The organism is Kitasatospora sp. NPDC094016, from assembly GCF_040304045.1.
Taxonomy (GTDB): domain Bacteria; phylum Actinomycetota; class Actinomycetes; order Streptomycetales; family Streptomycetaceae; genus Kitasatospora.
Map to the genome: position 1 here is coordinate 1 of NZ_JBEOUK010000015.1, position 25,429 is coordinate 25,429.

General features: G+C 72.9%; 16 protein-coding genes and 1 pseudogene. 10 read left to right on the forward strand and 7 right to left on the reverse strand.

Going from position 1 to position 25,429, the window contains the following annotated elements; translation table 11 throughout:
- Positions 1 to 228 precede the first annotated feature (228 nt).
- Both ABT015_RS16425 and ABT015_RS16430 read right to left on the reverse strand, forming a co-directional pair.
- Positions 229 to 1,803 carry a TolB family protein gene (locus ABT015_RS16425; RefSeq protein WP_350879717.1) on the reverse strand — a complete coding sequence of 525 codons (1,575 nt, stop codon included), beginning with the start codon at positions 1,801 to 1,803 and terminating at the stop codon, positions 229 to 231.
- Positions 1,804 to 1,956: 153 nt separating this feature from the next.
- Entirely contained in the window at positions 1,957 to 3,345 is a 1,389-nt protein-coding gene (locus ABT015_RS16430; RefSeq protein ID WP_350879718.1) for a TolB family protein, read from the reverse strand.
- Positions 3,346 to 3,564: 219 nt separating this feature from the next.
- Between ABT015_RS16430 and ABT015_RS16435 the strand changes: the two genes are divergently transcribed.
- Positions 3,565 to 4,476, forward strand: a complete 912-nt coding sequence (locus ABT015_RS16435) for a LysR family transcriptional regulator (RefSeq protein WP_350879719.1) — start codon at positions 3,565 to 3,567, stop codon at positions 4,474 to 4,476.
- Positions 4,477 to 5,159: 683 nt separating this feature from the next.
- On the opposite strand, the gene ABT015_RS16440 is transcribed toward ABT015_RS16435, so the two are convergent.
- Both ABT015_RS16440 and ABT015_RS16445 read right to left on the reverse strand, forming a co-directional pair.
- Positions 5,160 to 6,896 (reverse strand): serine/threonine-protein kinase, encoded by a 1,737-nt coding sequence (locus ABT015_RS16440; protein WP_350879720.1) that lies wholly within the window; start codon positions 6,894 to 6,896, stop codon positions 5,160 to 5,162.
- A 234-nt stretch (positions 6,897 to 7,130) separates the two neighbouring features.
- On the reverse strand, positions 7,131 to 8,285 hold the full coding sequence (locus ABT015_RS16445; protein ID WP_350879721.1) for a YncE family protein: 1,155 nt from the start codon (positions 8,283 to 8,285) through the stop codon (positions 7,131 to 7,133).
- A gap of 198 nt (positions 8,286 to 8,483) precedes the next feature.
- Here ABT015_RS16445 and ABT015_RS16450 point away from each other — a divergent pair, with 198 nt between their 5' ends.
- From ABT015_RS16450 to pip, 3 genes are all read left to right on the forward strand, one after another.
- Positions 8,484 to 9,413, forward strand: coding sequence for a Gfo/Idh/MocA family protein (locus ABT015_RS16450; protein WP_350879722.1), 930 nt, complete (start codon positions 8,484 to 8,486; stop codon positions 9,411 to 9,413).
- A gap of 304 nt (positions 9,414 to 9,717) precedes the next feature.
- The gene (locus tag ABT015_RS16455; RefSeq protein WP_350879723.1) at positions 9,718 to 11,604 is read left to right on the forward strand and encodes a DUF8508 domain-containing protein; all 1,887 of its coding nucleotides are present in this window, start codon (positions 9,718 to 9,720) and stop codon (positions 11,602 to 11,604) included.
- Between the two features lie 170 nt (positions 11,605 to 11,774).
- Entirely contained in the window at positions 11,775 to 12,734 is a 960-nt protein-coding gene (gene pip, locus ABT015_RS16460; protein ID WP_350879724.1) for a prolyl aminopeptidase, read from the forward strand.
- Between the two features lie 160 nt (positions 12,735 to 12,894).
- Here the strand turns inward: pip and ABT015_RS16465 are convergent.
- The 3 genes and pseudogenes from ABT015_RS16465 to ABT015_RS16475 form a co-directional block, all read right to left on the reverse strand.
- Positions 12,895 to 13,083, reverse strand: a pseudogene (locus tag ABT015_RS16465) (hypothetical protein); the annotation flags it as partial.
- 1,010 nt (positions 13,084 to 14,093) lie between these two features.
- Complete coding sequence (locus ABT015_RS16470) at positions 14,094 to 14,618, reverse strand: P-loop nucleotide/nucleoside kinase family protein (RefSeq protein ID WP_350879725.1); 525 nt, start codon at positions 14,616 to 14,618, stop codon at positions 14,094 to 14,096.
- Between the two features lie 291 nt (positions 14,619 to 14,909).
- The gene (locus ABT015_RS16475; RefSeq protein WP_350879726.1) at positions 14,910 to 15,881 is read right to left on the reverse strand and encodes an SDR family NAD(P)-dependent oxidoreductase; all 972 of its coding nucleotides are present in this window, start codon (positions 15,879 to 15,881) and stop codon (positions 14,910 to 14,912) included.
- A gap of 65 nt (positions 15,882 to 15,946) precedes the next feature.
- Between ABT015_RS16475 and ABT015_RS16480 the strand changes: the two genes are divergently transcribed.
- The 6 genes from ABT015_RS16480 (at position 15,947) to ABT015_RS16505 (ending at position 25,362) form a co-directional block, all read left to right on the forward strand.
- Positions 15,947 to 16,519 (forward strand): TetR/AcrR family transcriptional regulator, encoded by a 573-nt coding sequence (locus ABT015_RS16480; RefSeq protein WP_350879727.1) that lies wholly within the window; start codon positions 15,947 to 15,949, stop codon positions 16,517 to 16,519.
- A 367-nt stretch (positions 16,520 to 16,886) separates the two neighbouring features.
- Positions 16,887 to 18,623 (forward strand): acyclic terpene utilization AtuA family protein, encoded by a 1,737-nt coding sequence (locus tag ABT015_RS16485; protein ID WP_502897331.1) that lies wholly within the window; start codon positions 16,887 to 16,889, stop codon positions 18,621 to 18,623.
- Positions 18,620 to 20,218 (forward strand): acyl-CoA carboxylase subunit beta, encoded by a 1,599-nt coding sequence (locus ABT015_RS16490; RefSeq protein WP_350879728.1) that lies wholly within the window; start codon positions 18,620 to 18,622, stop codon positions 20,216 to 20,218. Before ABT015_RS16485 ends, ABT015_RS16490 begins: the two co-directional genes overlap by 4 nt.
- An 80-nt stretch (positions 20,219 to 20,298) precedes the next feature.
- A complete protein-coding gene (locus tag ABT015_RS16495) occupies positions 20,299 to 22,299 on the forward strand; it encodes an acetyl/propionyl/methylcrotonyl-CoA carboxylase subunit alpha (RefSeq protein ID WP_350879729.1) in 2,001 nt (666 codons plus the stop codon).
- A 13-nt stretch (positions 22,300 to 22,312) separates the two neighbouring features.
- Positions 22,313 to 23,485, forward strand: coding sequence for an acyl-CoA dehydrogenase family protein (locus ABT015_RS16500; protein WP_350879730.1), 1,173 nt, complete (start codon positions 22,313 to 22,315; stop codon positions 23,483 to 23,485).
- A 173-nt stretch (positions 23,486 to 23,658) separates the two neighbouring features.
- Positions 23,659 to 25,362 carry a 4-coumarate--CoA ligase family protein gene (locus tag ABT015_RS16505; protein WP_350879862.1) on the forward strand — a complete coding sequence of 568 codons (1,704 nt, stop codon included), beginning with the start codon at positions 23,659 to 23,661 and terminating at the stop codon, positions 25,360 to 25,362.
- The last annotated feature ends 67 nt before the right edge of the window (positions 25,363 to 25,429 follow it).

Consider the following 25,429-nt stretch of genomic DNA (forward strand, 5'->3'; position numbering starts at 1 on the left):
CGCGCGCGGGGCGGGTCTGCCGCCTTCGCGCTCGTGGGTGCGCTGGGGGGGGTTCTGGTTCGCAGTGGCCGCGCCGCGGGTCTTCCGTTGGGTGTGGGGGTGGGGGCGCATCGATCCGCCCCCACCGCACGGCCCACCAACCATCTGCCCCACCCTCCCGCTTCGGGGGCGGGACGCCGGCCCGGCCGACGCCCCGCCCCCGTCCGCGGTTCACGGTGCGGGCGGCGGTCAGTCGTCGCTGTCCTGGTCCTGGCCTTGGTCCTGGTCGTCGCCCTGGTCGTCGCCGTGGCCGTGGTGCGCGGTGGCGCGGGCGAAGACCTGGGAGTCGGTGCCCGCCGGGCCGCCGGTGCCGCTGAGCAGGTTGCCGCTGGTCGAGCTGAACACCACCGTGCGGCCGCGGGCGTCCACGACCGGGTCGGTCGAGGAGCCGTTGCCGAGCGAGCCGTCCGCGGCGGTGGCGACCCGCTCGGTCCGGCCGGTGCGCAGGTCGTGGCGGTAGACGTCCCAGCCCGGGTGCTGCGGGCCCGCCACCAGGTTGTCGGCGGCGGAGGCGAAGTAGACCCAGCGGTTGTCGGCGGTGATCCGGGCGTGGTCGGAGGAGCCGACCGAGGTGGTGCCGGGCAGGCCGCCGCTGATCTTCGTCACGGTGCCCTTCCTGAGGTCCCGGACGTACAGCACGGTGTGGAACCGGTGGCCGCCGGTCGACCCGCCGGGCTCGGGCAGGGCGTAGATCGCGCGCCGCCCGTCGGGGCTGATCGTCGCGTCGAAGCTCGCGGCGCCGAGCTTGCCGTCGAGGTCGAGGCTGGCGGCGGAGATCCGGCCGGACTCCACGTCGTAGGTGTAGTAGGGGGCGGTCACCGGCCGGGCCAGGTTCGGCTGGGCCAGGCCCTTCTGTGCGCTGTGCGGCAGGGCCGGGGCGATGCCCGGGGCCAGCTCCACGTCGGCGGGGGCGGCGGCGCCCCCGGCGGCCGGGGCGGGGGTCTGGTCGGCGGGCAGCAGGTTGTCGGCCATGGAGGTGAAGCCGATGGTGCGGCCGTCCGCGCTGATCGTCGGGTGGAGGGACATGCCGTCGCCCGGCTTGCCGTCCACGCCGCGGGTCACCAGCCTGGTCTTCCCCGTCCAGCGGTCGGTGACGTAGATGTTGTAGTCCCAGGTGTAGGGCCTGGCCAGCGAGGGGGCGTCGCCCTGGAGGTCGGGGACGAGGTCCTTGCGGCTGGAGCCGAAGACCACGTAGCGGCCGTTCGCGCTGATCGAGGGCGCGTAGGAGGCGTGGAACTTGTCGGTGTCGGTGCCGGTGAGCCCGCCGCTGATCAGCTCGGTGCGGCCGGTCTTCCGGTCGCGGACGTACACCTCGTCGCGCCCCTGGACCTGCATGCCGGGCACCACGTTCTCGGCGTCGCTGTCGAAGGCGACGTAGCGGCCGTCGGCGTTGATCGCGACGTTGTCGGTGAAGCCGTCCAGCGCGCTGCCGTCGGCGGCCAGGTTGATCCGCTCGGTGCGGCCGGTCCGCAGGTCGCGGACGTAGGCGTCGCGGGCGCTCTTCGCGGGCTGGGACACCAGGTTCGTGGCCCAGGAGGTGAACAGGGCGTAGTGGCCGTCGGCGCTGATCGCCTGGCTCCACGACTGGTTGTCCGGCGCGGCGCCGTTCACCCCGACGCTGACCTGGACGGTGCCGCGCGGCGCCCGGTCGGCCCGGTCGGCCTGGGCGGGCGCGGCGGTCACGGCGAGTACGGCGGTGGCCGCGAGAATGCTGCCGCCGCCGGCCAGCCACCGGTTGCGGGTGGTACGGGTGCTGCGTGTCATGACGTCTGCCTCCCCGGGGGTCGCCCGGCCGGGCTCCCTCCCGGCGACGGGCTTTCGGGAGAGCCAATCGTCGGGAGGGCCGGTGGTCAACGCCCACGGGTGATCTCGGCCGAAAATACGTCAACGGACGTATGCGGCAGGGGAGTCAGGGCGTCACAGGCGGCGCAGGAAGACGTCCAGGAAGGTGTTGGTGTCACCCGGCACCAGGTCGCCGTCCGAGGCGTCGAAGATCACCGTGTCGCCGGTGGCGTCCACGTACGGGCCGTAGGAGGAGGCGGTGCTCTGCCCGCCGCTCCGGGTGAGGCTGACCCGCTCGATCCGCCCGGTCCACAGGTCGCGGCGGAAGATGTCGCTGGCGGAGTTGGTGTCGTCGGGGACGAGGTTCTCGGCGGCGGAGTCGAAGTAGACCCAGCGGTCGTCGAGCGTCATGACGCCACCGGACGAGGACCACTTGGCGGTGGTGCCCGGCAGGTCGGTGTTGACCTTGGTGATCTTGCCGGTGGCCAGCTCGTGCACGTACACGTCCATCCGGATGCCGTGGGCCGGGGCGGGGGCCCCGCCGATGAAGACCGGGAGGCTGTAGATCGCGTAGCGGCCGTCCGGGCTGATCCGGCCGTCGCGGCCGCCGTCGCTCAGCGCCCCGGTGTCGTCCAGGCTGGCGCCGGAGATCCGGCCGGTGCCGGCCTTCCAGACGTAGTACGGGTAGAAGCGGGGCCCGGCCAGCTGGGGCGACCCGGCGCCGGTGGCCGGGTCGGTGGCCGGGGCCGGAGCGCCCGGGAGCAGGTTCCCGGCCCGGGAGCCGAAGCCGACGGTCGAGCCGTCCGCACTGATCGTCGGACCGAAGGAGTTGTTGTCGGCGCCCTCGCCCTCCGTGCCGGAGGTGACCAGCCGGGTGGTGTGCGTCCAGCGGTCGGTGACGTAGATGTTGTTCTTGCCGCGCTTCACGCCCGGGGCGAGGTCGGTGCGGCTGGAGGCGTAGGCGACGAAGCGGCCGTCCCAGCTGAGGGTGGGGCTGTCGGCGGTGCGGATGCTCTGGTCGTCGGTGCTCGCCGGGCCGGCGGCGGTGATCAGCTCGGTGCGGCCGGTCCAGCGGTCGCGGACGAAGACGTCGCTGCCGTGCTTCGGCTGGCCGGGCAGCACGTTGGTGGCGGCGGTGCTGAACGCCACGTACCGGCCGTCGCCGCTGATCGCGGCCTGGTCGGTGGCGGCGTCCAGCTTGGAGCCGTCGGCGGCGACGCTGACCCGCTCGATGTGCCCGTTGCGCAGGTCCCGCACGTAGATCTCGTCCGAGTTCGGGGTGCCGGCCCCGGGCAGCAGGTTGGTCGCGGTCGAGCTGAACAGCGCGGAGCGGCCGTCGGCGCTCAGCCCGAGCGCGGACGAGGTGCCGTCGAGCTGCTCGCCCTTGGGCCCCTCGCTCACCCGGGAGGTGTCGCCCTTGAGCGGCCGGGCCTCGGCGGCGGGCATTGCGGCCCCGGCCACGGCGGCGGCCACCAGGACGCCGGCGGTGCGGGCCAGCCAACGGCGGGTTCGTGCGGTGGTCATGGACATCCTCCCCTGATGACGGCGCCGGGCCCTCGTCACCCCCGCGGCCCGGCTCGGGAAGAGCCAATCGTCGCCCGGGCCGGGTGGTCAACCGGGCGAAGCGATCTCGTCCGGAAATACGTCACCGGTCGTATCGCCCCTTACCCGGAACCGGGCCCGGACCCCGCCCCGGCTCCGGGCCCGGTCCGGGCGGCCCCGGCACGCTGGCAGAATTGGCCTGTGATCGACGCCCGACGGCTGCGGACCCTGCGGGCCGTGGCGGACCACCGCACCGTGACCGCCGCGGCGGCCGCCCTCTACCTGACCCCCTCCGCCGTCTCCCAGCAGCTGGCCGCCCTGGAACAGGAGACCGGCCACGACCTGCTCGCCCGCGAGGGCCGGGGGGTGCGGCTGACCGCCGCCGGGGAGATCCTGCTCGGCCACGCCGACGCCGTGCTCGCCCAGTTGGAGCGCGCCGAGGCCGACCTCGCCGCCTACAGCGCGGGCGTCTCCGGCGAGGTCACCGTCGCCTCCTTCGCCACCGGCATCGCGCTCGTCCTCGCCCCGGCGATCGGGCTGCTGGCCGCGCGGGCGCCCGGGGTGCGGCTCAAGGTGCTGGACGCGGAGGGCGACGCCAGCCTGCCGATGGTCCTCGACGGCCGGGCCGACCTCGCGGTGGCCGTCGAGTACCGGGGCGCCCCGCGCGCCGACGACGCCCGGCTCACCCGCGTCCCGCTGTACGCCGAGCCGTTCGAGGCGGTGCTGCCGCTCGGCCACCCGCTGGCCGCCGACGGCGGTCCGCTCGCCGTCGCGGCCCTGGCCGACGAACGGTGGATCGGCCCCTACCCCGGCAACCCCTGCCACGACGTCGTCCTGCTGGCCTGCGAGCACGCCGGCTTCCAGCCGCGCCTGGTGCACTCCTCCGACGACTTCCGGGCCGTCGTCGCCCTCGCCTCGGCGGGCGCGGGCGTCGCCCTCGTGCCGCGCTCGGCGCTGCGCGGCGTCGACCTCGGCCGGATCGCCGTCCGGCCGGTGGACAGCGAGCTCGCCACCCGCCGGGTCTTCGCCGCCGTCCGGGCCGGCGCCGACGGGCACCCGCTGATCCGCCCGGTGCTGGACGCCCTCGCCGAGGCGGCCGCGGCGGGCGCCTGAGCCCGGGCCGGACCGGGGGGGGAGGGGAGCGCCCGGGACCGGACGGCCTACCGGACAACCCGGGATCCCACCGGACGGGAGTGTGAGAACCTCACGATCCGGACATGGCGGGATCACTGGCGCGCCGCGAGACGAGGCGGGCAGACTCGGTGCCGGAGAACCAGCTGACGGGAGGCCCCGTGGGCGTGGGATTACCGGTTGCGCCGGACGGGGCGGCCGTATCGCGAGCTGCGCTCGCTCCGGGAGGACACCCTGCTGACGCCGCGGCCGGACGGTCCGGCGGTGTTGCAGGGGCCGTGGGGAACCAGACGGCTGGAGGTCGCGGCGGAGGCCGAGGCCCGCAGCTTGCTCGGGGCCGTGCAGGCCCGGGGTGCGGACGAAGCCCTGGCCGGTGGGGCTGGGCTGGCTGCCCTCGGTGATGAACGCCGCTGCAGAGGCCCGCTGGGCGTAGCAGGTGGCGGCGGACGGGCCCGGCGCCCCTTCGCGGTAGGCCCGGTTGCGGGTGAGCGGGGACATGGCCGAACTCGGCGGTCCACCCCTCGTAACTGCCCGGCCCCGGCGTGCCCGCGTACGTCGCCGACTACCTGCTCGACACCACCCGCGCCGCCGTCGACCGCACCAACTCCGCCCGGCTCTTCGCCGGGGCGGCGTTCCTCAAGTAGCGGCCGAAGGCTGTGGGGGCCTCACTCCACGATCAGGTACCGCTGCGCGCTCGCCCCGCTGGCGCAGGTCCCGCCGTCGCAGCCGCCCTTGGCCTCGGTGAACGCGTTCCAGACGTAGACCCCGGGCGAGGGTGGGGTGTACAGGTAGGTCGACGCGTCCTGCCAGGGCATGTTCTGCCAGGTCCCGTCGGGCGACAGCACCGAGGCGTGGGAGGAGAAGCCGCTCGCCGCCCAGCTCAAGGAGACCGGCCGGCCGGCCTTGGCCACGGCCTGGTCCGCCGGGGCCAGCAGGCGGGGGACGGCCGGGGCGTCGTGCCCGGGGTCGGGCGTCGAGGAGCCCTTCGCCCTGACGAACAGGAACCGGTCCTCGGACCACGCGCTGCCGGCCTGTCCTTCGGCGGCGTTCGCGGTGCTCGCCTCCCACCGGTACAGCCCGGCGGCGGTGGGCGTGAACGTGCAGGCGGCGGAGCTCAGCCAGGCGGTGTAACGGGGGGCGTCGTCGCCCAGCCCGGCGAAGACCCGCGACATCGCGGCGGCGTGGGCCCAGCTGAGCGTGACCGACTGGCCGAGCTCGATGACCGTCCGGTCGGCGGGCCCGGTGGGCTCGGGCGGGTGCGGAGTCCCCGCGGGCACGCTGGTCACCCTGGCCGGGGGCGGGGAGTCGGCCGGGGCACCGCCGGACGGGAAGCAGTCCGGTGGCCCGGAGCCGCCGGTCATCACGAAGAGGCGGACGCAGACGGCGGCGGCGACGAGCACGAGGGCGAGCGGCACCGGCAGCCAGCGGAGCCGGCGCTTCCCGCCACCGGGCGGCGGGGCGTCGGGAGCCTGCCGGAGCTCGGTGATCGCCGTACGGGTGCGGTCGTCCGGGTCGTTCGGTGGCCCGATCGGCGGGGGCCCGGGGTGGGCCGGAGCCGCCCGCCGCTGCGCCGGAAGCCACGCCCCGGCGGGCGCGTCGTGCGCGGCCGGCCCGAACAGGTCCAGCAACTCGGCGGGGGTGGGCCGGTCGGCGGGATCGCGTGCCAGACAGGCGGCGATCGCCGGGCGCAGGGCCTGCGGGACGCCGTCGAGATCCGGCTCGGTGTGCATGACCCGGTAGAGCATCACCTGCGCTGCACCGTGGCCGAACGGCGCGCACCCGGCAGCGTGGCAGAGCACGTGGCCGAGGCTGAACACGTCACAGGCCGGCCCGATCGCGCCACCCGCGATCTGCTCAGGCGCCATGTAGCCGGGCGTGCCGACGACGACCTGGGTCCGGGTGATCGCGGTCCCGTCCAGCGCGCGGGCGATCCCGAAGTCGATGACGCGCGGCCCGTCGTCGGCGAGCAGCACGTTCGACGGCTTGAGGTCCCGGTGGATCAGGCCGACGGCGTGGATGGCGTCCAGCGCCTCGGCCAGCCCCGCCCCAAGCACGCGCAACGACGCTTCCGGCAGCGGGCCGTGGGCGGCGACCGCCTCGGCCAGGGACGGCCCCGGAACGTAGGCGGTGACCAGCCACGGCGGGTCGCCGTCCGGGTCGGCGTCGACGACCTGGGCGGTGTGGAACCCGCCGACCCGCCGTACGGCCTCCAGCTCGTGGGCGAAGCGCCGCCGGAACTCCGGGTCGGCGGCGAGCTCCCGGTGCACGCACTTGACGGCGACCAGCCGGCCGCCCGGCGAACGTCCGAGGTACACCACGCCCATCCCGCCGCTGCCCAGGCGTCCGAGCAGCCGGTACCGGCCGCCGACCGTCGTCGGGTCAGTGGCTCGTAACGCCTCCACGACACCCCCGGTGGGCCACCGCGCAGCAGCCGGTCCCGTCGACCGGACCCCCCGTGACGAACCCTCGCCTCATCCCAGCGCGTCGCGCGCGGGGCTGTCAATGCCGGCCGCCGAACACCGGGCCGCCGAACACCGGGCCGCCGAACAGCCGGCGACCGAACAGCCGGCGACCGAACAGCCGGCGACCGAACAGCCGGCGACCGGCCGCCCCCGCGGGCCGGTCGCGCTACGGCGTCAGATGCGCAGGGTCCGCAGGAAGCAGCCCTTCGCCGAGTCGGAGTAGTCGCAGCCGGCGACGTACAGCGAGTGGCCGTCAGGCCCGACGGTGAGGGCGTGGATGTACGGGTCGGGGATGGAGAGGGGCACGCTCTCGTCGAACCGGTTCTCGCCCGGTAGGAACGTGTGCAGCGGAACGGGGAGCCTGTACTCGGGGCCGAAGAGCAGGTAGACGCGGCTGCCGTCGGCGTTCATCGCCGGGTGGTGGAACTCGAAGTAGCCGGAGCCGTACTTCATGACGAAGCGCACCTTGCCCGTGCCCGTTTCGAGCCCGATGCCGTCGGAGTAGGTGCGGACCGACCCGAGCGCCAGCAGGAAGGAGCCGTCGGGGGAGAGGGCCAGCTCGTCCTTGGCCCCGAGGTCGACGACCTTGACGGTGCCGATCCCGGTCCTGATGTCGAGGCGCAGCAGGTCGAGGTTGGTGCCCGCGTAGAGGTAGTTGCCGTCGGGCAGGACGGCGAGATCGTTGACCGTGTGGCCGGTGACCGCCGTCTGGTCGATGAACTCCTGGTCGCCGGTGGAGAATTCCAGGATCCGGCCCGGCTCCTCCTGCCCGGCGGGGCCCGAGGGCCCGGACTGGCCGACGTAGAGGGTCTCGCCGTCCGGGTCGGTGGCCAGACTGGTCGCCGCGCCCGGGGTCCAGCCTGCCGGGAGCTGCTGCTCCGGCGCGGCGATGCGGGCCTTGACCGTGTTGGTCCCGGTGTCGATGACGTAGAGGGCGGAGCCGACTCCGACGTACAGCCGGGTGCCGTCCGGGCTGAGGGCCGGCCGCCCGTAGGGTGCCGGGTCGCCGAGCGGGAGGCGGGCGGTCACCGTGCCGGTCTGCGTGTCGACGGCGGACAGGTAGACGCCCTGGCGCCCGCCGACCACGTCCGTCAGCACGAGGTAGACCGTCCGGCCGTCCGGACTGACCGCCTCGGTGACCTTCTCCCAGGTGAATTCCGCGAGCCGGACGGCCCCCGGAACGCCGGAGGCGGGGGCGGCGGGATCGCCGGAGGGGGCCGCCCCCGAGGCTCCCGAGACACCCGCCCCACCGAGCAGCAGGGCCACCGCCGTCGCCGCCGAGACGGTCCAGCGGGATCCGCGCCGTAACGCGCCTGCCGGGGTCCTCATCATGTCCTCCCCTTGTCGGCCGGTGCGCCGAGCCGGGCACCGGGTGGATCGAAGTCTAGGGGATTCCATTGCCATCGAATGGCTCAACTATTAAGGAATAAAGGAGAGTTGGAAGATGCGAAAGTGGCTGGTGGGTCGGGAGGCGGCCAGCGAATAGGGTGGGTACGGCCGATGACCGAGCGCACCACTGGAGACCTCATGAGTTCGACCGCTGTTCCCGACACCCTGCTCCCGGTCGGGGTCATCGGCCTCGGTGACATCGCCCAGAAGGCGTACCTGCCCGTCCTCGGCGCGATGCCGGGCCTCGACCTGCGACTGATGACCCGGGACCGGGCCAAGCTCGACCGCCTCGGCGACGCCCACCGGATTGCGCCGGAGAATCGCTTCACCGATCTCGGGGAGTTGATCGGGAGCGGGATCCGGGCGGCGTTCGTGCACGCCGCGACCAGCCAGCACGTCCCGATCGTGGAGCAGCTGCTGACGGCCGGTGTCGACGTCTACGTCGACAAGCCGCTCGACTACACCGTGGACGGTGCCCGCCGGCTCGTCGATCTGGCCGACCGGACGGGCCGCTCGCTGATGGTCGGCTTCAACCGCCGGTACGCGCCCGGCTACGCCCAGGCCAAGGAGCGCCCCCGTGACCTGATCGTCCTGCAGAAGAACCGCGAGGGCCTCGCGGAGGCCGCCCGCACCCTGGTCTTCGACGACTTCATCCACGTCGTCGACACCCTGCGCTTCCTGGCCCCCGGAGAGATCGAGCACGCCGACGTCCGCGCCCGCGTCCGGGACGGGTTGGTCGAGCACGTCGTCCTGACCCTCGGTGGGGACGGCTTCACGGCGCTCGGCATCATGAACCGGCTCTCCGGCTCGACGGAGGAGATCCTGGAGGTCTCCGGCGCCGACTCCAAGCGGGCGGTGCACAACCTCGCCGAGGTGATCGACCACCGTGGCCAGCCCACCGTCCGTCGGCGTGGTGACTGGGTGTCCGTCGCCCGCCAGCGCGGCATCGAGCAGTGCGTGCTGTCCTTCCTGGACGCGGTGCGGGCCGGCAAGGCACTGGACGCGCACGACGCCCTGCGCACCCACGAGCTGTGCGAGCTGATCGTGGAGCGGATCGAGGCGGGCTGAGGGGCCGTCGAGGCGGGCTGAGGGAGCGGGGTAGGCGCAAGGGGCCGGAGCGGAACCAGAAGTTCACTGACGGGGTCTTGTCGCGTCATTTTCTACGCGCGTATCTTGAGGGCGCTGCAGAAGGCGGGTGACCGGCTTCCGCTTCATCTACGCGGGTAGCGCGTGCCGTGGGCACGCCGCCTGACCATGCGTCACGGCCCGGCGGCCGCAGGCCCGCCGGGCCGACGACACCCTGTGCCCCCGCTCCACCCTCGACCGCCGTGCCACGACCGTGCCGCACGACGGAGCTAGGAGTCATGACCCGGTGACCACCGCCCCCGCTCCCCGCCCCCGCCGGGCCCTGCTGCGCGCCGCGATCCTCCCGGCCGGACTGGCCGCCTCGCTGGTGCTCGTCCCGCTGCCGGCCGCGAACGCCGCGCCCGCCGCCGCGAACGCCGCAGCCCCCGCCGGGCCGACCGAGGCCGGACCGCTGCGCATCCACGACATCCAGGGCACCACCCGGATCTCCCCGCAGGCCGGAAAGCCCGTCACCGGCGTGCCCGGCGTCGTCACCGGCGTGCGCGCCTACGGCAGCGCCAAGGGCTTCTGGATGCAGGACCCGAACCCCGACGCCGACCCGGCCACCAGCGAGGGCATCTTCGTCTACACCGGCGGCAACCCGACCGTGAAGGCCGGCGACTCGGTCCTGGTCAGCGGCAAGGTCACCGAGTACTACCCGAACTTCGCGGGCGGCTCGCAGTCCGTCACCGAGCTCACCGGCCCCGCCGTCACCGTACTGTCCTCCGGCAACCCGCTGCCGGCCCCGGTGGTCGTGGACACCCGCAACATCCCCGGCACCTACGCCCCGCCGGCGCCCGCGGGCGGCAGCATCGACGCGCTGCCGCTCAACCCGGAGAAGTACACCCTGGACTTCTACGAGTCGCTGGAGGGCATGCTCGTCCAGGTCAAGGACGTCCGGGTGATACAGGCGACGGACAAGTACAACGAGCTGTGGGTCGCCGCCGACCGGCAGGACCAGCGCAGCAAGCGCGGCGGCGTGCTGTACGAGTCGTACGCGGAGCCCAACGTGGGCCGCCTGATGGTGCAGCAGCAGGCGGCGGTCACCCCGCAGCAGCCGTTCCCGGTGGCCAACGTGGGCGACGTGCTGACCGGCACCACCACCGGCCCGCTGGACTACAACCAGTTCGGCGGCTACACCCTCGTCGCCGGCACCCTGGGCACGCTCCAGGACAACCACCTCCAGCGCGAGGTCACCGCCAAGGCGGCCGACCGCGAACTCGCCATCGCCACCTACAACGTGGAGAACCTGGCCCCCGGCAACCCGGACGCCAAGTTCGCCGAGCTGGCCCAGGGCATCGTCACCAACCTGCGCTCGCCCGACATCGTCGCCCTGGAGGAGATCCAGGACAACAACGGCGCCAAGAACGACGGCACGGTCGACGCCAGCCAGACCGTCGCCAAGTTCATCGCCGCGATCAAGGCGGCCGGCGGCCCGGCGTACGACTGGCGCTCGATCGACCCGCAGGACGGCAAGGACGGCGGCGAGCCGGGCGGCAACATCCGGCAGGTGTTCCTGTTCAACCCGCAGCGGGTCTCCTTCACCGACATCCCCGGCGGCTCCGCCACCAGTGCCGTGGACGTCGCCGGCAGCGGCGCCACCACCGCGCTGACCGCCTCGCCCGGCCGGATCGCCCCGACCGACGACGCGTGGACCAACAGCCGCAAGCCGCTGGTCGGGCAGTTCTCCTTCCGCGGCAAGAAGGTCTTCGTCATCGCCAACCACTTCAACAGCAAGGGCGGCGACCAGGGCATCGACAGCCGCTTCCAGGCCCCCACCCGCAGCTCCGAGGTGCAGCGGGTCAAGCAGGCCACCGTCGAGCAGGCCTTCGTCGCCAAGCTGCTGGCCGCCGACAAGGAGGCGCGTGTCGTCTCGCTCGGCGACTTCAACGACTACCAGTTCTCGCCCGCGCTGGCCGCGCTCACCAAGGACGGCGTGCTGCGCGACCTGGTGAACGAACTGCCGGAGACCGAGCAGTACTCGTACGTCTACCAGGGCAACTCCCAGGTGCTGGACCACATCCTGGTCAGCCCCGAGGTCGGCTACGCCAAGTACGACGTGGTGCACATCAACGCCGAGTTCGCCCAGCAGGCCAGCGACCACGACCCTCAGGTGGTCCGCATCAAGCCCTGACCCCCCGCATCGAGCCCTGACCTGAAGCCATGCCGCCTTCGCCGGAGGTGACCACCGCCGGCGAAGGCGGCTGCGGCATGGGGGGCATTCGCCGAACGGCCGTTCCCATCCCGCAGGTTGGGCGGAAAAGCACGGGCCCCGAACGCGCCCGCGCCCTAGGATCGACGGTCATGGTTGATCTCTATCCTCCGACGAGTCCCTACGCCCACGGTTTCCTCGACACCGGAGACGGCAACCGGGTCTACTACGAGCAGCTCGGCAACCCCGAGGGCAAGCCCGTCCTGTACGTCCACGGCGGCCCCGGCGCGGGGACACCGGACCGGCCCACCCGGGCGTGGGACCCGGAGTGCTACCGCGTGATCCGCTACGACCAGCGCAACTGCGGCCGCAGCACCCCGCACGCCAGCGACCCGGCGGCGGACATGAGCCTGAACACCACGCAGCACCTGATCGACGACATGGAGCGGCTGCGCCGACACCTCGGCATCGAGCGGTGGTTGCTGAACGGCGCCTCCTGGGGTTCGACCCTGCTGCTGGCCTACGCGCAGCAGCACCCCGAGCGGGTCAGCGAGATCATCATCCAGGCGGTGACGACGACCCGCCGGGCCGAGACCGACTGGCTCTACCGGGGCGCCGGGTCCTTCTACCCCGAGGCGTGGGACCGGTTCCGCGAGGGCGTGCCCGAGGCCGAGCGGGACGGCGACCTGCTCGCCGCCTACGCGCGGCTGATGGAGAACCCCGACCGGGCGGTCCGGGAGAAGGCCGCCGCCGACTGGCTGGCCTGGGAGGACGCGGTCATCTCGAACGAGCCCAACGGCTCGCCCGGCATGTACAGCGCCCGGGAGGCCGACGAGCAGATCGCGTTCGTCCGGATCTGCGCCCACTTCTTCAGCAACGGCGCCTGGCTGGAGGAGGACCAGCTGCTGCGCAACGCCCACAAGCTGGCCGGCATCCCGGGGGTGCTGGTGCACGGCCGGCACGACATGGGCGGCCCGGTGCAGACGGCCTGGGAGCTGGCGAAGACGTGGCCGGGCGTGCGGCTGCACATCTCCGAGGACTCGGGGCACATCGGCAGCGAGGAGATGAAGAACACCGTCCGGGAGGCCATCGAGGAGTTCAAGCACCGCTGATCCCCGGGGTGCCCGCCAGGGCGACGCCCGCCCGGGGCGTCGCCCTCAGGCCCGGTGTGACGGTAAGTCGTAGTCGGCGGGTGGGCCTGCGGTTCGTGCAGGTGGTGCGGACGTGTCGTGCGCCCGCAGCGTGTGCGCCCGCAGCGTGCGCGCGGGCAGGGTGGCCGGCGAACTCGGCGACCAGGGCGGCCGGGGCGCCGGGACAGGGCCACTCCATGTCCTCACCCCAGCCCTCGCGCATCGGCAGCGGCATCACCACGTCCCGCAGCAGCATCGCGATGTCCACCGACGTGTTCGACACCAGCGCGAGACGGAACGCCACGATCGAATGCGTGTAAAGGTCCAGTGCCGGCTTGTGGACGTAGTTCTGGACTGACCGTTGACCGCTGGTCAGGGTCTTCCGGATCTCCGGCGGTATCTGGAGCCGGCTCGCCCGGTCACGTTGGCTCTTGCCCCGGGTTCTGCCCAGCACGCCTCATTTTCTGGTGGCCCCACCCGCGTGAGTCCTGGCATCATGGGCCCATGACGCAGACCCGAAAGGCCGATGGCGCGTAGGCCGCCCGGCGCCATCCGCGCTCAGCGGTGGCCAGCCCCCAGCACGACCCGTTCCGTCCGCCGGATTCCAGGCATTCCCCGTCGAACTCGGGCGGCCATCTACCAGATCGAGGCCCAGCATCTGGGGCGCGGTGCTGTTGCTGAGGCTCTGCACCGATACGAGAGATTCCTCCAAAAACCCGGCCGATACCTGTATCTGCCCTGGGATGACTGTCCCTGCTGCGACCCGACGGACGCCCGGGACACCCTCGAAGACGCCCTTCGCCGGCTGCCACCCGCAGCGCGGGGAGGGCTGCGCGGGATCGTCGCACGACTCGATGAGGAGTTCCTCCGCCGCACCCTGCCCGACCCATCGGCCGCGTCGGTGAGTTCATGGCATGCAGCAGCGTGGTGGAGGCAGCGAATCCGGGAGATATGACCGCTGACCCCCTGCTGGGCAGCGTCCTCCTGGACCGGGACGAGACAGACATCATCGAGCGCGCGCTCTTCATCGCCCTCTATCACCGGCGCCCGCCTGCGGACAGCGAACCGTCGGTGGACACGTGCCGAGCCCTCTTCGACGAACTTCGTCGCGTCAGATCGACGGCACAGCCTTCGGGACCCGAATCTCGCCGGCTCGCCGCCGCCGCCGCCGACGGCGTGCGACACGAGTGCCTCCGGGCGGCCAGGTGCCCCAGCCAGACCAGGGAGCCGTCTTGCAACGGCGATCCGAGGTCTGGTCACGCTTCTTGCAACCTGCGATGAATTGCCATTCATGGTGGAACCGGTTCCGGTCATCCCGGGCTCGCGCGACCGGGGCGGGCCTCAACTCTTGATGGCCTCCGCGATCTGCAGGGCGGCTTGGGCGGGCGTGAGGTGCGTGGTGTCGATGACCTCGGCCTCGGCGTGCAGCCACGTGCGGGCCGCCTCGGCGTAGGGCTCAAGGTATTTGAGGCGGAACGGGGAGTTGGGGCCAAGAACAGTGTCGCCCGCGATGCGCCCACGAAGGGTGTCCTGGTCGGCGTGGAGGACGAAGTGCCTTACCGGAATGTCATGTTGGGCGAGGCCCGTGCTGATCTCGCGCCAGTACTGCTCGACAAGGACAGTCATGGGCATCACCAGTGTGCCTCCGGTGTAGTCGAGTACGCGGCGGGCGGTCTCGACTACGAGCGGCCGCCACGGCGGCCAGTGCTGGAAGTTGTCCGTCACGGGCAGTCCCGGCGTGATGTCCATGAGCGTCTCACCGACCTTCTCGGCGTCGAATACCCGTGAATCCGGGATCAGTTGCTGCACGAGTGCACTGGTCGTCGTCTTGCCTGCGCCGTGGGTGCCGTTGAGCCATACGATCATGGGACCCGATGCTAGTGCTGTGCGGGCCGGGGGAACGGGCACAGCATCAATCTGGTACGGCTTCGGCTTTCCCAGGGTGGTATCAACCGCAAAGACCAGGTGTCACCGAACTCGAAGATGTCCCGTCGCGATGAGTCTGTCCGTGGATCTCGTGGTGAGCTGCGGGGTTGCCAGGTGGAGTGAGAAAGTTCGACGCTGGATTCTCGGTGTGCCTGGCTTCCGCGGAATCCGGGCGCAGTCGGCTCGTCGCCGTCGGGGAAGTCGGGCGCGAGGTGTCGTGGTGTCGGGGGGTCAGGTGCCGAGCAGGTCGGTCGAGACCGCCCATAGGCGCTCGGCGGCAGCGGGATCGAGCGCCCATTCCTTGACGCCGTGCGGGTGTTGCGCGAGATCGGCGTCGTTCGGCACGGTGTAGGCCTCCTGCGAGTCATCGAGGTAGTGGCCTCCGGAGTGGGCGAACTGCGGGGCGACGGCCGCGACCATGGTGGTGGCGGCCCCCTGCTGGACCGTTTTGTACGCGAAGACTCCGGCGGCCTCGGCCGCATCGAGCGACTGCTTCTGCCGCGCGGTGAAGTTCCGCTGCAGACCCGTTGCGACGCCGCCGGGGTTCACCGCGTTGGCGACGATGCCGTCGGAGGCCCACAGCCTGGTCGCCTCGACAGCGAACAGGGAGTTCGCCGTCTTCGACTGGGCGTAGGCGATCTGCGGGTCGTAGCCGCGCCGCTCGAAGTGGAGGTCGTCGAAGTCGACGCCGGAACGCATGTGCGCCGTCGAACTTACCGAGACGATCCGTGCGCCGTCGCGGTCGCACGCTCCGAGGGCCAATGCGTGGTGCAGGCCTATGGTGAGTGCGAGGTGACCCAGATGGTTCGTCGCGAACTGCAGCTCCCAGCCCTCGCGGGTTCGTTCGAGGCCACCGGTGACCACGCCCGCGTTGTTGACCAGCAGGTGAAGCGGGCCGCTCCACGTGTCGACGAACGACGTGACGGTGGCCCTGTCGGCGAGGTCCAGACGGACGACTCGGGGGCGGATCCCTCTGGTCGAGCTCTCGATCTCTCCGGCGACGGCAACACCCGCAGCCGTGTTCCGCACGGCGAGCGTCACCTGTGCCCCAGCTGCGGTCAACGTGCGAGCCGTCTCGATTCCGATCCCGGAGGAAGCTCCCGTCACGATCGCGCGGATGCCGGTCAGGTCAACGCCCCGCACCACCTCGTCCGCCGTGCTGGAGGCGGTGAAGGGCGTGGAGAGAGGTTCGCGAGCCGTCATGACAGCGAGGCTATACACACTGAACTGAACTTGTATAGCTGGACTCACGCTCCTATGCTCGCCCCATGCGCAGCCCCGAGGCCGGCCCCTTGTCGTCGCCAACCACCGATACCGACCGTCGGACCGCAGTCCTGGACTCCGCTCTGGCCACGTTCGCGCGATTCGGCTACCGGAAGACCTCGATGGAGGAAGTGGCGCGGGCGGCAGACATCTCCCGCCCCGGGCTCTACTTCCTCTTCTCCTCGAAGGAGGCTCTGTTCCGTGCCGCCGTCACCCAGGCCTTGGAACGCGACATCGCAGTGGTCGAACACGTCCTGGCCGATGTCGACCGTCCTCTTCCGGAGCGCCTCCTCGAAGCCTTCGACCAGTGGGCGGGCCGCTACGTCGGCCCGCTGACGCGCGATGTCGCCGTGGTCATCGAGGACAACCCCAACCTCCTCGGGGGGATCGCACAGACCACTCCACGACGTTTCGAGGAGCTGATCACGGATGCGATCGCCGTCGAGTCAGGGCAAGAGACAGCCACCCCCGTCGCGCGGACGATGATCAGCACATCGATCGGCCTCAAGCACCAGGCCGCAACGCGGGAGTTCTACCTCGAACGCCTGAAGATCGCCATCGAACTCCTGGTGCACTGAAGAGCCGAGGCCTGCCGCTTGTGCCCAGAGCCGCCGGTACCTCCGGCCTCCGCGTACACGCCGCAAGCGAGCGTGGCGGGAACGGTGAGAATCCGACGACACGGATGAGACCGAGTGAGAATCCGCCATCTGCCGTGCGACAGGACACCCGGCTCAAGTCACTCAGCGTGGCGGGAGCCTGAAGCCGCCACCTATCGGTTCCAACCGCCATCTATCGCTGCCAGTCACAAGGCCCGGTGAGACGGTCGACGTTCGCACCGGCAACGAAACAAGCAGGCGCGATTGCTTTTTTCTGCGCCCGGTGCCACGCTGCTGCCCGGCAGCGCTCGCGTGGGGGCGTCGCCAACCCGTCGGCAGGGGAGGCGCTTTGGCGCGCGAACGCTCGGTACTGCGGATCGGCAACGCCTCGGGGTTCTACGGGGACCGCTTCGCGGCGATGCGGGAGATGCTCACCGGCGGGCCGCTGGACGTGCTCACCGGGGACTACCTGGCAGAGCTGACCATGCTCATCCTGGCCCGGGACCGCCTGAAGGACCCTTCCCTCGGCTACGCCCGGACGTTCCTGCGGCAGATGGAGGAGTGCCTCGGCCTGGCGCAGGAGCGCGGGGTGAGGATCGTGGTGAACGCGGGCGGGCTGAACCCGGCCCGGCTCGCCGCCGAACTGCGGAACCTGGCGCGGCGCCAGGGCCTCGCGGTGGCCGTCGCTCACGTCGAGGGGGACGACCTGCTGCCGCGTCGGAGCGAACTCGGCTTGCCCGAGGGCCTGTTGGCCGCGAACGCCTACCTCGGTGGCTTCGGGGTGGCGGCCTGCCTGGCCGCGGGCGCCGAGGTGGTGGTCACCGGCCGAGTCACCGACGCGGCGCTGGTCGCCGGGCCCGCGATCGCCCACTTCGGCTGGACGGCGGCGGACCTCGACGCCCTCGCCGGGGCGGTGGTCGCCGGGCACGTGCTGGAGTGCGGCGCCCAGGCGACGGGCGGGAACTACGCGTTCTTCCGCGAGCATGACGTGACCCGCCCGGGCTTCCCGATCGCCGAACTGCACGCCGACGGCTCCAGCGTGATCACCAAGCACCCGGGCACCGGCGGCGCCGTCACTGCGGGCACCGTCACCGCCCAACTCCTGTACGAGACGGGCGGAGCGCGCTACCTGGGCCCGGACGTCACCGCCCGGCTGGACACCGTGCGGCTCGCCGAGGAGGGGCCGGACCGGGTCCGGATCGACAGGGTGTGCGGCGAGGCGCCGCCGCCCACACTCAAGGTGGGACTGAACCGGCTCGGCGGCCACCGCAACGAGGTGGTGTTCGTCCTCACCGGCCTCGACATCGAGGCCAAGGCCGACCTGGTGCGGCGGCAGTTCCTGGACGCCCTGCCGCCCGCCGCCCGGCCCGCCGAACTGCGCTGGACGCTCGCCCGGACCGACCACCCGGACGCCGGTACCGAGGAGGCGGCCTCCGCCCTGCTCCGGCTCACCGCCCGCGACCCGGACCAGGCCAAGGTCGGTCGCGAACTGGGCAAGGCAGCCGTGGAGTTGGGGTTGGCCGGCTACCCGGGCTTCCACCTCACCGCGCCGCCCGGCACCGGCGCGCCGTACGGGGTGTTCGCCGCCGCGTACGTCGACGCCAAGGCCGTCGAGCACACCGCCGTGCTGCCGGACGGCCGCCGGCTCGCCGTCCCACCGGCCCTGGTGACGAGCCGGCCGCCCGAGACCTCCGAAGAGCCTCCGCACCCCGACGCGTACGCCGACGCGCTCCCCGACGCACCCCCCGCCGGCCCGACCCGCCGCGCCCCGCTCGGCCTGGTGGCCGGCGCCCGCAGCGGCGACAAGGGCGGCGACGCCAACCTCGGCGTCTGGGCCCGCTCCGAGGCGGCCTGGCGCTGGCTCGCCCACACCCTCACCGTCGACAAGCTGCGCGAACTCCTGCCCGAGACGGCCGACTTGCCCGTCACCCGGCACCTGCTCCCGAACCTGCGCGCGGTCAACTTCACCCTCACCGGCCTGCTCGGCGAGGGCGTCGCCGCCCAGCACCGCTTCGATCCGCAGGCCAAGGCCCTCGGGGAGTGGCTGCGCTCCCGCCACCTCGACATCCCGGAGGCCCTGCTGTGACCGTGCTGCCCACCCGCGTCGACCCGGCCGGGCCCGAGTACGCCGAGCACCGCGCCGCGATGCTCGCCAAGCTGGCCGGGCTGGACGCCGAGCACGCCAAGGCGCTGGCCGGCGGCGGCCCCAAGTACGTGGACCGCCACCGCGCCCGGGGCAAGCTGCTGCCGCGTGAGCGGATCGAGCTGCTGGTCGACCCGGACTCGCCGTTCCTGGAGCTCTCGCCGCTGGCCGCCTGGGGCAGCGACTACCCGGTGGGCGCGGCGCTGGTCACCGGCATCGGCGTGATCGAGGGCGTGGAGTGCCTGATCACCGCCAACGACCCGACCGTGCGCGGCGGCGCGAGCAACCCGTGGACCCTGCGCAAGGCCCTGCGCGCCAACGAGATCGCGTTCGACAACCGCCTCCCGGTGGTGAACCTGGTCGAGTCCGGCGGCGCCGACCTGCCCAGCCAGAAGGAGATCTTCATCCCCGGCGGCGCGCTGTTCCGCGACCTCACCCGGCTCTCCGCCGCCGGAATCCCCACCGTGGCCGTGGTGTTCGGCAATTCGACGGCCGGCGGCGCCTACGTCCCCGGCATGTCGGACCACACCGTGCTGGTCAGGGAGCGCGCCAAGGTGTTCCTCGGCGGCCCGCCGCTGGTCAGGATGGCCACCGGCGAGGAGGCCGACGACGAGTCGCTCGGCGGCGCCGAGATGCACGCCCGCACCTCCGGCCTGGCCGACCACTTCGCGGCGGACGAGGAGGACGCGCTGCGGCTGGCCCGCCGGATCGTCGCCCGGCTGGACCACCGCAAGCCGGGCCCGTCGCCGGACCGGCTCGCCGAGCCGCCGAAGTACGACGAGGAAGAGCTGCTGGGCATCGTCCCGGGTGACCTCAAGGTGCCCTTCGACCCGCGCGAGGTGATCGCCCGGATCGTCGACGGCTCCGACTTCGACGAGTTCAAGCCGCTCTACGGCACCAGCCTGGCCACCGGCTGGGCCCGGCTGCACGGCTACCCGGTCGGCGTGCTGGCCAACGCGCAGGGCGTGCTGTTCAGCGCGGAGTCCCAGAAGGCCGCCCAGTTCATCCAGTTGGCGAACCAGCGGTGCATCCCGCTGCTGTTCCTGCACAACACCACCGGCTACATGGTCGGCCGGGCGTACGAGCAGGGCGGCATCATCAAGCACGGTGCGATGATGATCAACGCCGTCGCCAACTCCCGGGTGCCGCACCTGTCGGTGCTGATCGGCGCGTCCTACGGTGCCGGCCACTACGGCATGTGCGGGCGGGCGTACGAGCCGCGCTTCCTGTTCGCGTGGCCGAGCGCCAAGTCCGCGGTGATGGGCCCGCAGCAGCTCGCCGGGGTGCTGTCGATCGTCGCCCGGCAGTCGGCCGCCGCGAAGGGGCAGCCGTACGACGAGGACGCGGACGCGGCGATCCGCGCCATGGTCGAGCAGCAGATCGAGGCCGAGTCGCTGCCGGTGTTCCTGTCCGGGCGGCTGTACGACGACGGCGTGATCGACCCGCGCGACACCCGTACGGTGCTCGGCCTGTGCCTGTCCGCGATCCACAACGCGCCGGTCGAGGGCACACGCGGCTACGGCGTCTTCCGGATGTGAGGCCGAGCCGCGAAAACCGAGCCGCGAGACCGAGCCGCGAGACCGAGCCGCGAGGCCGAGTTGTGAGGGGCACCCGAGAGATGATCACCAACCTGCTGGTCGCCAACCGTGGCGAGATCGCCCGCCGGGTCCTCCGCACCTGCCGGGCCCTGGGCGTCGCGACCACCGCCGTCCACTCCGACCCGGACGCCGGGGCCGCGCACGTCCGTGAGGCCGACGCGGCCGTGCGGCTTCCCGGCGCCGCGCCCGCCGACACCTACCTGCGCGCCGACCTGATCGTCCGCGCCGCGCTGGCGGCGGGTGCGGACGCCGTCCACCCCGGGTACGGATTCCTGTCGGAGGACGCCGGGTTCGCGCAGGCCGTGCTGGATGCCGGGCTGGTCTGGGTCGGCCCGCCGCCGGCCGCGATCGCCGCGATGGGCTCCAAGACGGCCGCCAAGCGGCTGATGGCCGCGGCCGGGGTGCCCGTGCTGGACGCCCTGACCGACCCCACCGAGGCCGACCTGCCGCTCCTGGTCAAGGCGGCGGCGGGTGGTGGCGGACGCGGCATGCGGGTGGTGCGCACGCTCGCGGAGCTCCCCGGCGAACTGGCCGCCGCCAGCGCCGAGGCGGCGAAGGCCTTCGGCTCGGACGAAGTGTTCTGCGAGCGCTACCTGCCCGCCGGGCGGCACGTCGAGGTCCAGTTGCTGGCCGACGCGCACGGCACGGTCTGGGCGGTCGGCGACCGCGACTGCTCGCTCCAGCGGCGGCACCAGAAGGTGATCGAGGAGGCCCCGGCCCCCGGCCTGTCCGAGGCGGTGCGCGCCGGGCTGCACGCGGCGGCCGTCAGCGCCGCCCGGGCGATCGGCTACACCGGTGCCGGTACGGCCGAGTTCATGCTCGGCGAGGACGGCCGGTTCCACTTCCTGGAGATGAACACCCGCCTCCAGGTCGAGCACCCGGTCACCGAGGCGGTCACCGGACTGGATCTGGTGGCGCTCCAACTCGCCGTCGCCGAGGGGGAGCGGCTGCCCGGGCCGGTCCCGCCGCCCGCCACCGGCTGCGCGATCGAGGCCCGGCTGTACGCGGAGGACCCGGTGAAGGACTGGCAGCCCGCCACCGGCACTCTGCACCGGCTCGAACTCACCGTCCCGCACGAGGAGTTCGGCGGGCGTGGCGTCCGGCTGGACTCCGGCGTGGCGGCCGGCGACGAGATCACCCCGCACTACGACGCGATGCTCGCCAAGGTGATCGCCTGGGCGCCGACCCGCGCCGCCGCCGCCCGCCGGCTGGCCGACGCGCTCGCCCGCGCCAGGGTCCACGGGCCCGCCACCAATCGGGAGTTGCTCGTCCGGGCGCTGCGGCACCCGGCCTTCCTGGCCGAACGCCTGCACACCGGTTTCCTGGCCGAGCACGCGGCCGAGCTCACCGCCCCGGACGGCAAGGAGACCACGCGCGCCGCCCTGGCCGCCGCCCTCGCCGACGCCGCCGCCCGGCGCAACGGGCCGCACGGCGCACTGCCGTCGGGCTGGCGCAACCTGCCCTCGCAGCCGCAGGCCAAGCGCTACCGCACCGACGACGGCGCCGAGTTGGAGGTCCGCTACCGACTCACCCGGGACGGCCTGCGGGCCGACGACCACCCGCAGGCGGAGCTCCTGGACGCCTCGCCCGAGCAGGTCACGCTGCGCGAGGGTGGCGTCCGGCGCGGCCACCGCGTCGCGCGCTACGGCGACCGGGTGTACGTCGACACCCCCGACGGGGGCACCGCGCTCACCGCCCTGCCGCGCTTCCCCGACCCGGCCGCCAGGGCGGACCCGGGCGCGCTGCTCGCCCCGATGCCCGGCACCGTCGTGCGTATCACCGCCGCCGTCGGCGACACCGTCACCGCCGGTCAGCCGCTGCTCGTCCTGGAGGCGATGAAGATGGAGCACCGCGTCACCGCCCCCGCCGACGGCGTCCTGGTCGAACTCCGCGCCGCCCCCGGCCTTCAGGTCGAGCTCGGCACCCTGCTCGCCGTCGTGCAGCCCGAGGCCGAGCCCACCGCCGGGCCCACCGCCGAGCCCACCGCAACCGCCGCCGCCCGGCCCGCCGCAGAAGCCTGAGGAAGGACCCCGCATGTCCACCATCGGCAGTCAGCTCATCGAGACCCCCGAACGCCGGGCCCTGCGCCAGGCCGTCGGCGACCTCGGCCGCCGCTACGGCTCCGCCTACTACATGGCCAAGGCCCGAGCCGGCGAGCCCGCCGACGAGCTGTGGGCGGACGCCGGCAAGGCCGGTTACCTCGGCGTGAACCTGCCCGCCGAGTACGGGGGCGGGGGCGGAGGCATCACCGATCTGGCCATCGTGCTGGAGGAGTTGGGCTCGGCCGGCTGCCCCCTGCTGCTGCTCATCGTCTCCCCGGCGATCTGCGGCACCGTGATCGCCCGCTTCGGCACCGACGAGCAGAAGCAGCGCTGGCTGCCCGGACTCGCCGACGGCAGCCGCAAGATGGCCTTCGGCATCACCGAGCCGGACGCCGGCTCCAACGCGCACCGGATCTCCACCGTCGCCCGCCGGGACGGCGGGGACTGGCTGCTGACCGGCCGCAAGGTGTTCGTCTCCGGCATCGACCACTGCGACGCCGTGCTGTTCGTCGCCCGCACGGAGGACGCTCGAACAGGCAGGCTCAAGCCCTGCCTGTTCATCGTCCCGCGCGAGGCCGCCGGCTTCGAGTACCGGGCGATACCGATGGAACTCGTCGCCCCCGAGAAGCAGTTCCAGGTCTTCCTGGACGACGTCCGGCTGCCCGCCGACGCCCTGGTCGGCGACGAGGACGCCGGCCTGCTGCAGCTGTTCGCGGGCCTCAACCCCGAGCGCGTGCTGACCGCCGCGTTCTCCCTCGGCCTGGCCCGCCAGGCTCTCGGCAAGGCCGTCGAGTACGCGAAGACCCGCACCGTCTGGTCCACCCCGATCGGCGCCCACCAGGGCCTGGCCCATCCGCTGGCCCAGTGCGCGGTGGAGATCGAGCTGGCCCGGCTGATGACCCAGAAGGCCGGGCTGCTCTACGACGCGGGGGAGGACGTGGCCGCCGGGGAGGCCGCCAACATGGCCAAGTACGCGGCCGGCGAGGCCGCCGCCCGCACCGTCGACCAGGCGGTGCAGACGCTGGGCGGCAACGGCCTCACCCAGGAGTACGGGCTGGGCGCGCTGCTGGCCGCCACCCGGGTCGGCCGGGTCGCCCCGGTCAGCCGCGAGATGGTGCTCAACTACGTCGCCCAGCACACCCTCGGCCTCCCGAAGTCCTACTAGTCCGCCTCCTTCCAGGGCGCACCGCACCCGCCGGACGCACCCGCCGGACTGACCCACCGGGGGTGCCCCCGGTGGGTCACCAGAGGGACATCTCGGCGAACTTTGCAGTGGCGGACGTCATGGTCCGTATGCTCCTGTCCGTACCCTCGGTCTACCTCTCGCCGCGCCAGTCGATGCGTCAACTACCTTCCTGGAGGCTTACTTTGGTGTTCCGCAGCGAATTCCCGGACGTGCCGACGGTGGACCTGCCGATCCATGAAGCGGTGCTCGGCGGCGCGGCGGCGTACGGTGACGGGCCGGCTCTGATCGACGGCGTCACCGGGGAGCGCGTCAGCTACGCGCGGCTCGCCGCCGGCGTCGAGCGGGTGGCCGCCGGACTGGCCGAGGCCGGGGTGCGCCAGGGCGACGTGGTGGCCCTGTTCAGCCCCAACACGCTCGGCTACCCGACGGCCTTCTACGGCGCCACCCGGGCCGGCGCCACCGTGACCACGGTGTCCTCGATGGCCACGCCCGCCGACCTGGCCGGGCAGCTCGGCGACAGCGGCGCCCGCTGGCTGGTGACCGTCTCCCCACTCCTGCCGACCGCCCGCAAGGCCGCCGCCCTGCTGGCCGAGCAGGGCGGCCCACTGGCCGAGATCCTCGTCCTGGACGGCGCCGAGGGCCACCGCTCGCTCGTCGACCTGCTGGCCACCACCGGCCCCGCCCCCGGGATCGCCATCGACCCAGGCCGGGACGTCGCCGTGCTGCCCTACTCCAGCGGCACCACGGGGCTGCCGAAGGGGGTGATGCTCACCCACCGCTCGATCGCCACGAACCTGGCCCAGTGCGACGCCCTCTACCGGCCCGCCGTGGGCGAGCGGGTGCTCGCCGTGCTGCCCTTCTTCCACATCTACGGCCTGACGGCGCTGCTCAACCAGCCGCTGCGCTGCGGCGCCACCGTGGTGGTGCTGCCCCGCTTCGACCTGGAGCAGTTCTGCCGCACCATCGAGGAGCAGCGGGTGCAGGCGCTGGTGGTGGCCCCGCCGATCGCGCTCGCCCTGGCCAGGCACCCGGTCGTGGAGCGCTTCGACCTCTCCTCCGTCGAGTACCTGCTGTGCGCGGCCGCCCCGCTGGACCCGGAGCTCGCCGCCGCCTGCGCGCGCCGCCTGGGCCTGCCGCACCTGCTCCAGGGCTACGGCATGACCGAGCTGTCCCCGGTCACCCATGTGGTCTCCCCGCTGGAGCGCGACCCCTCGCCCGGCTCGGTGGGGCGGCTGATCCCGTCCACCGAGCTGCGGGTCACCGCCCTGGACGGCGCCGGCGAGGACCTCGGGCCCGGGGAACCGGGCGAGCTGCTGATCCGGGGCCCGCAGGTGATGAAGGGGTACTTCGGCCGGCCCTCCGACACCGCCGCGGTGGTCGACGCCGAGGGCTGGCTGCACACCGGCGACGTCGGCTTCGTCGACGACCGGGGGTACCTGTACATCGTCGACCGGGTGAAGGAGCTGATCAAGTACAAGGGCCACCAGGTGGCCCCGGCCGAACTGGAGGCCGTGCTGCTCGGCCACCCGCAGATCGTCGACGCCGCCGTGATCGGTGTTCCGGACGCCGACGGCACCGAGTGCCCCAAGGCCTTCGTGGTCCGTGCTCCGGGCAGCGGCCTGAGCGCGGACGAGGTCACCGGCTTCGTGGCCGGGCTGGTGGCCCCGTACAAGAAGGTCCGCGCGGTGGAGTTCGTCGAGGCCGTCCCCAAGTCAGCGGCCGGCAAGATCCTCCGCCGCGAGCTACGGGCCCGCGAGGCCGAGCGCCGTGCGTCCGCCTCAGCCTCAGCCTCAGCCTCTGCCTCTGCCTCCGCCCCCGCCTCCACTTCCGCCACCGCCCCCGAGGCCTCCCGCTGAGCGGCCGGGCCCCCGGCGGCCGAAGACCGGCGCCCGTCTGTGAGGATCGACCCGCCGAGCACGGCGG

Bases quoted from the DNA above. Each gene is read 5' to 3' on its own strand.
- ABT015_RS16505 (WP_350879862.1), top strand. From the start codon at position 23,659: ATGCGTCAACTACCTTCCTGGAGGCTTACTTTGGTGTTCCGCAGCGAA.
- ABT015_RS16425 (WP_350879717.1), bottom strand. From the start codon at position 1,803: ATGACACGCAGCACCCGTACCACCCGCAACCGGTGGCTGGCCGGCGGC.
- ABT015_RS16500 (WP_350879730.1), top strand. From the start codon at position 22,313: ATGTCCACCATCGGCAGTCAGCTCATCGAGACCCCCGAACGCCGGGCC.
- ABT015_RS16475 (WP_350879726.1), bottom strand. From the start codon at position 15,881: ATGACGGCTCGCGAACCTCTCTCCACGCCCTTCACCGCCTCCAGCACG.
- ABT015_RS16495 (WP_350879729.1), top strand. From the start codon at position 20,299: ATGATCACCAACCTGCTGGTCGCCAACCGTGGCGAGATCGCCCGCCGG.
- pip (WP_350879724.1), top strand. From the start codon at position 11,775: ATGGTTGATCTCTATCCTCCGACGAGTCCCTACGCCCACGGTTTCCTC.
- ABT015_RS16480 (WP_350879727.1), top strand. From the start codon at position 15,947: ATGCGCAGCCCCGAGGCCGGCCCCTTGTCGTCGCCAACCACCGATACC.
- ABT015_RS16470 (WP_350879725.1), bottom strand. From the start codon at position 14,618: ATGATCGTATGGCTCAACGGCACCCACGGCGCAGGCAAGACGACGACC.
- ABT015_RS16450 (WP_350879722.1), top strand. From the start codon at position 8,484: ATGAGTTCGACCGCTGTTCCCGACACCCTGCTCCCGGTCGGGGTCATC.
- ABT015_RS16445 (WP_350879721.1), bottom strand. From the start codon at position 8,285: ATGAGGACCCCGGCAGGCGCGTTACGGCGCGGATCCCGCTGGACCGTC.
- ABT015_RS16430 (WP_350879718.1), bottom strand. From the start codon at position 3,345: ATGACCACCGCACGAACCCGCCGTTGGCTGGCCCGCACCGCCGGCGTC.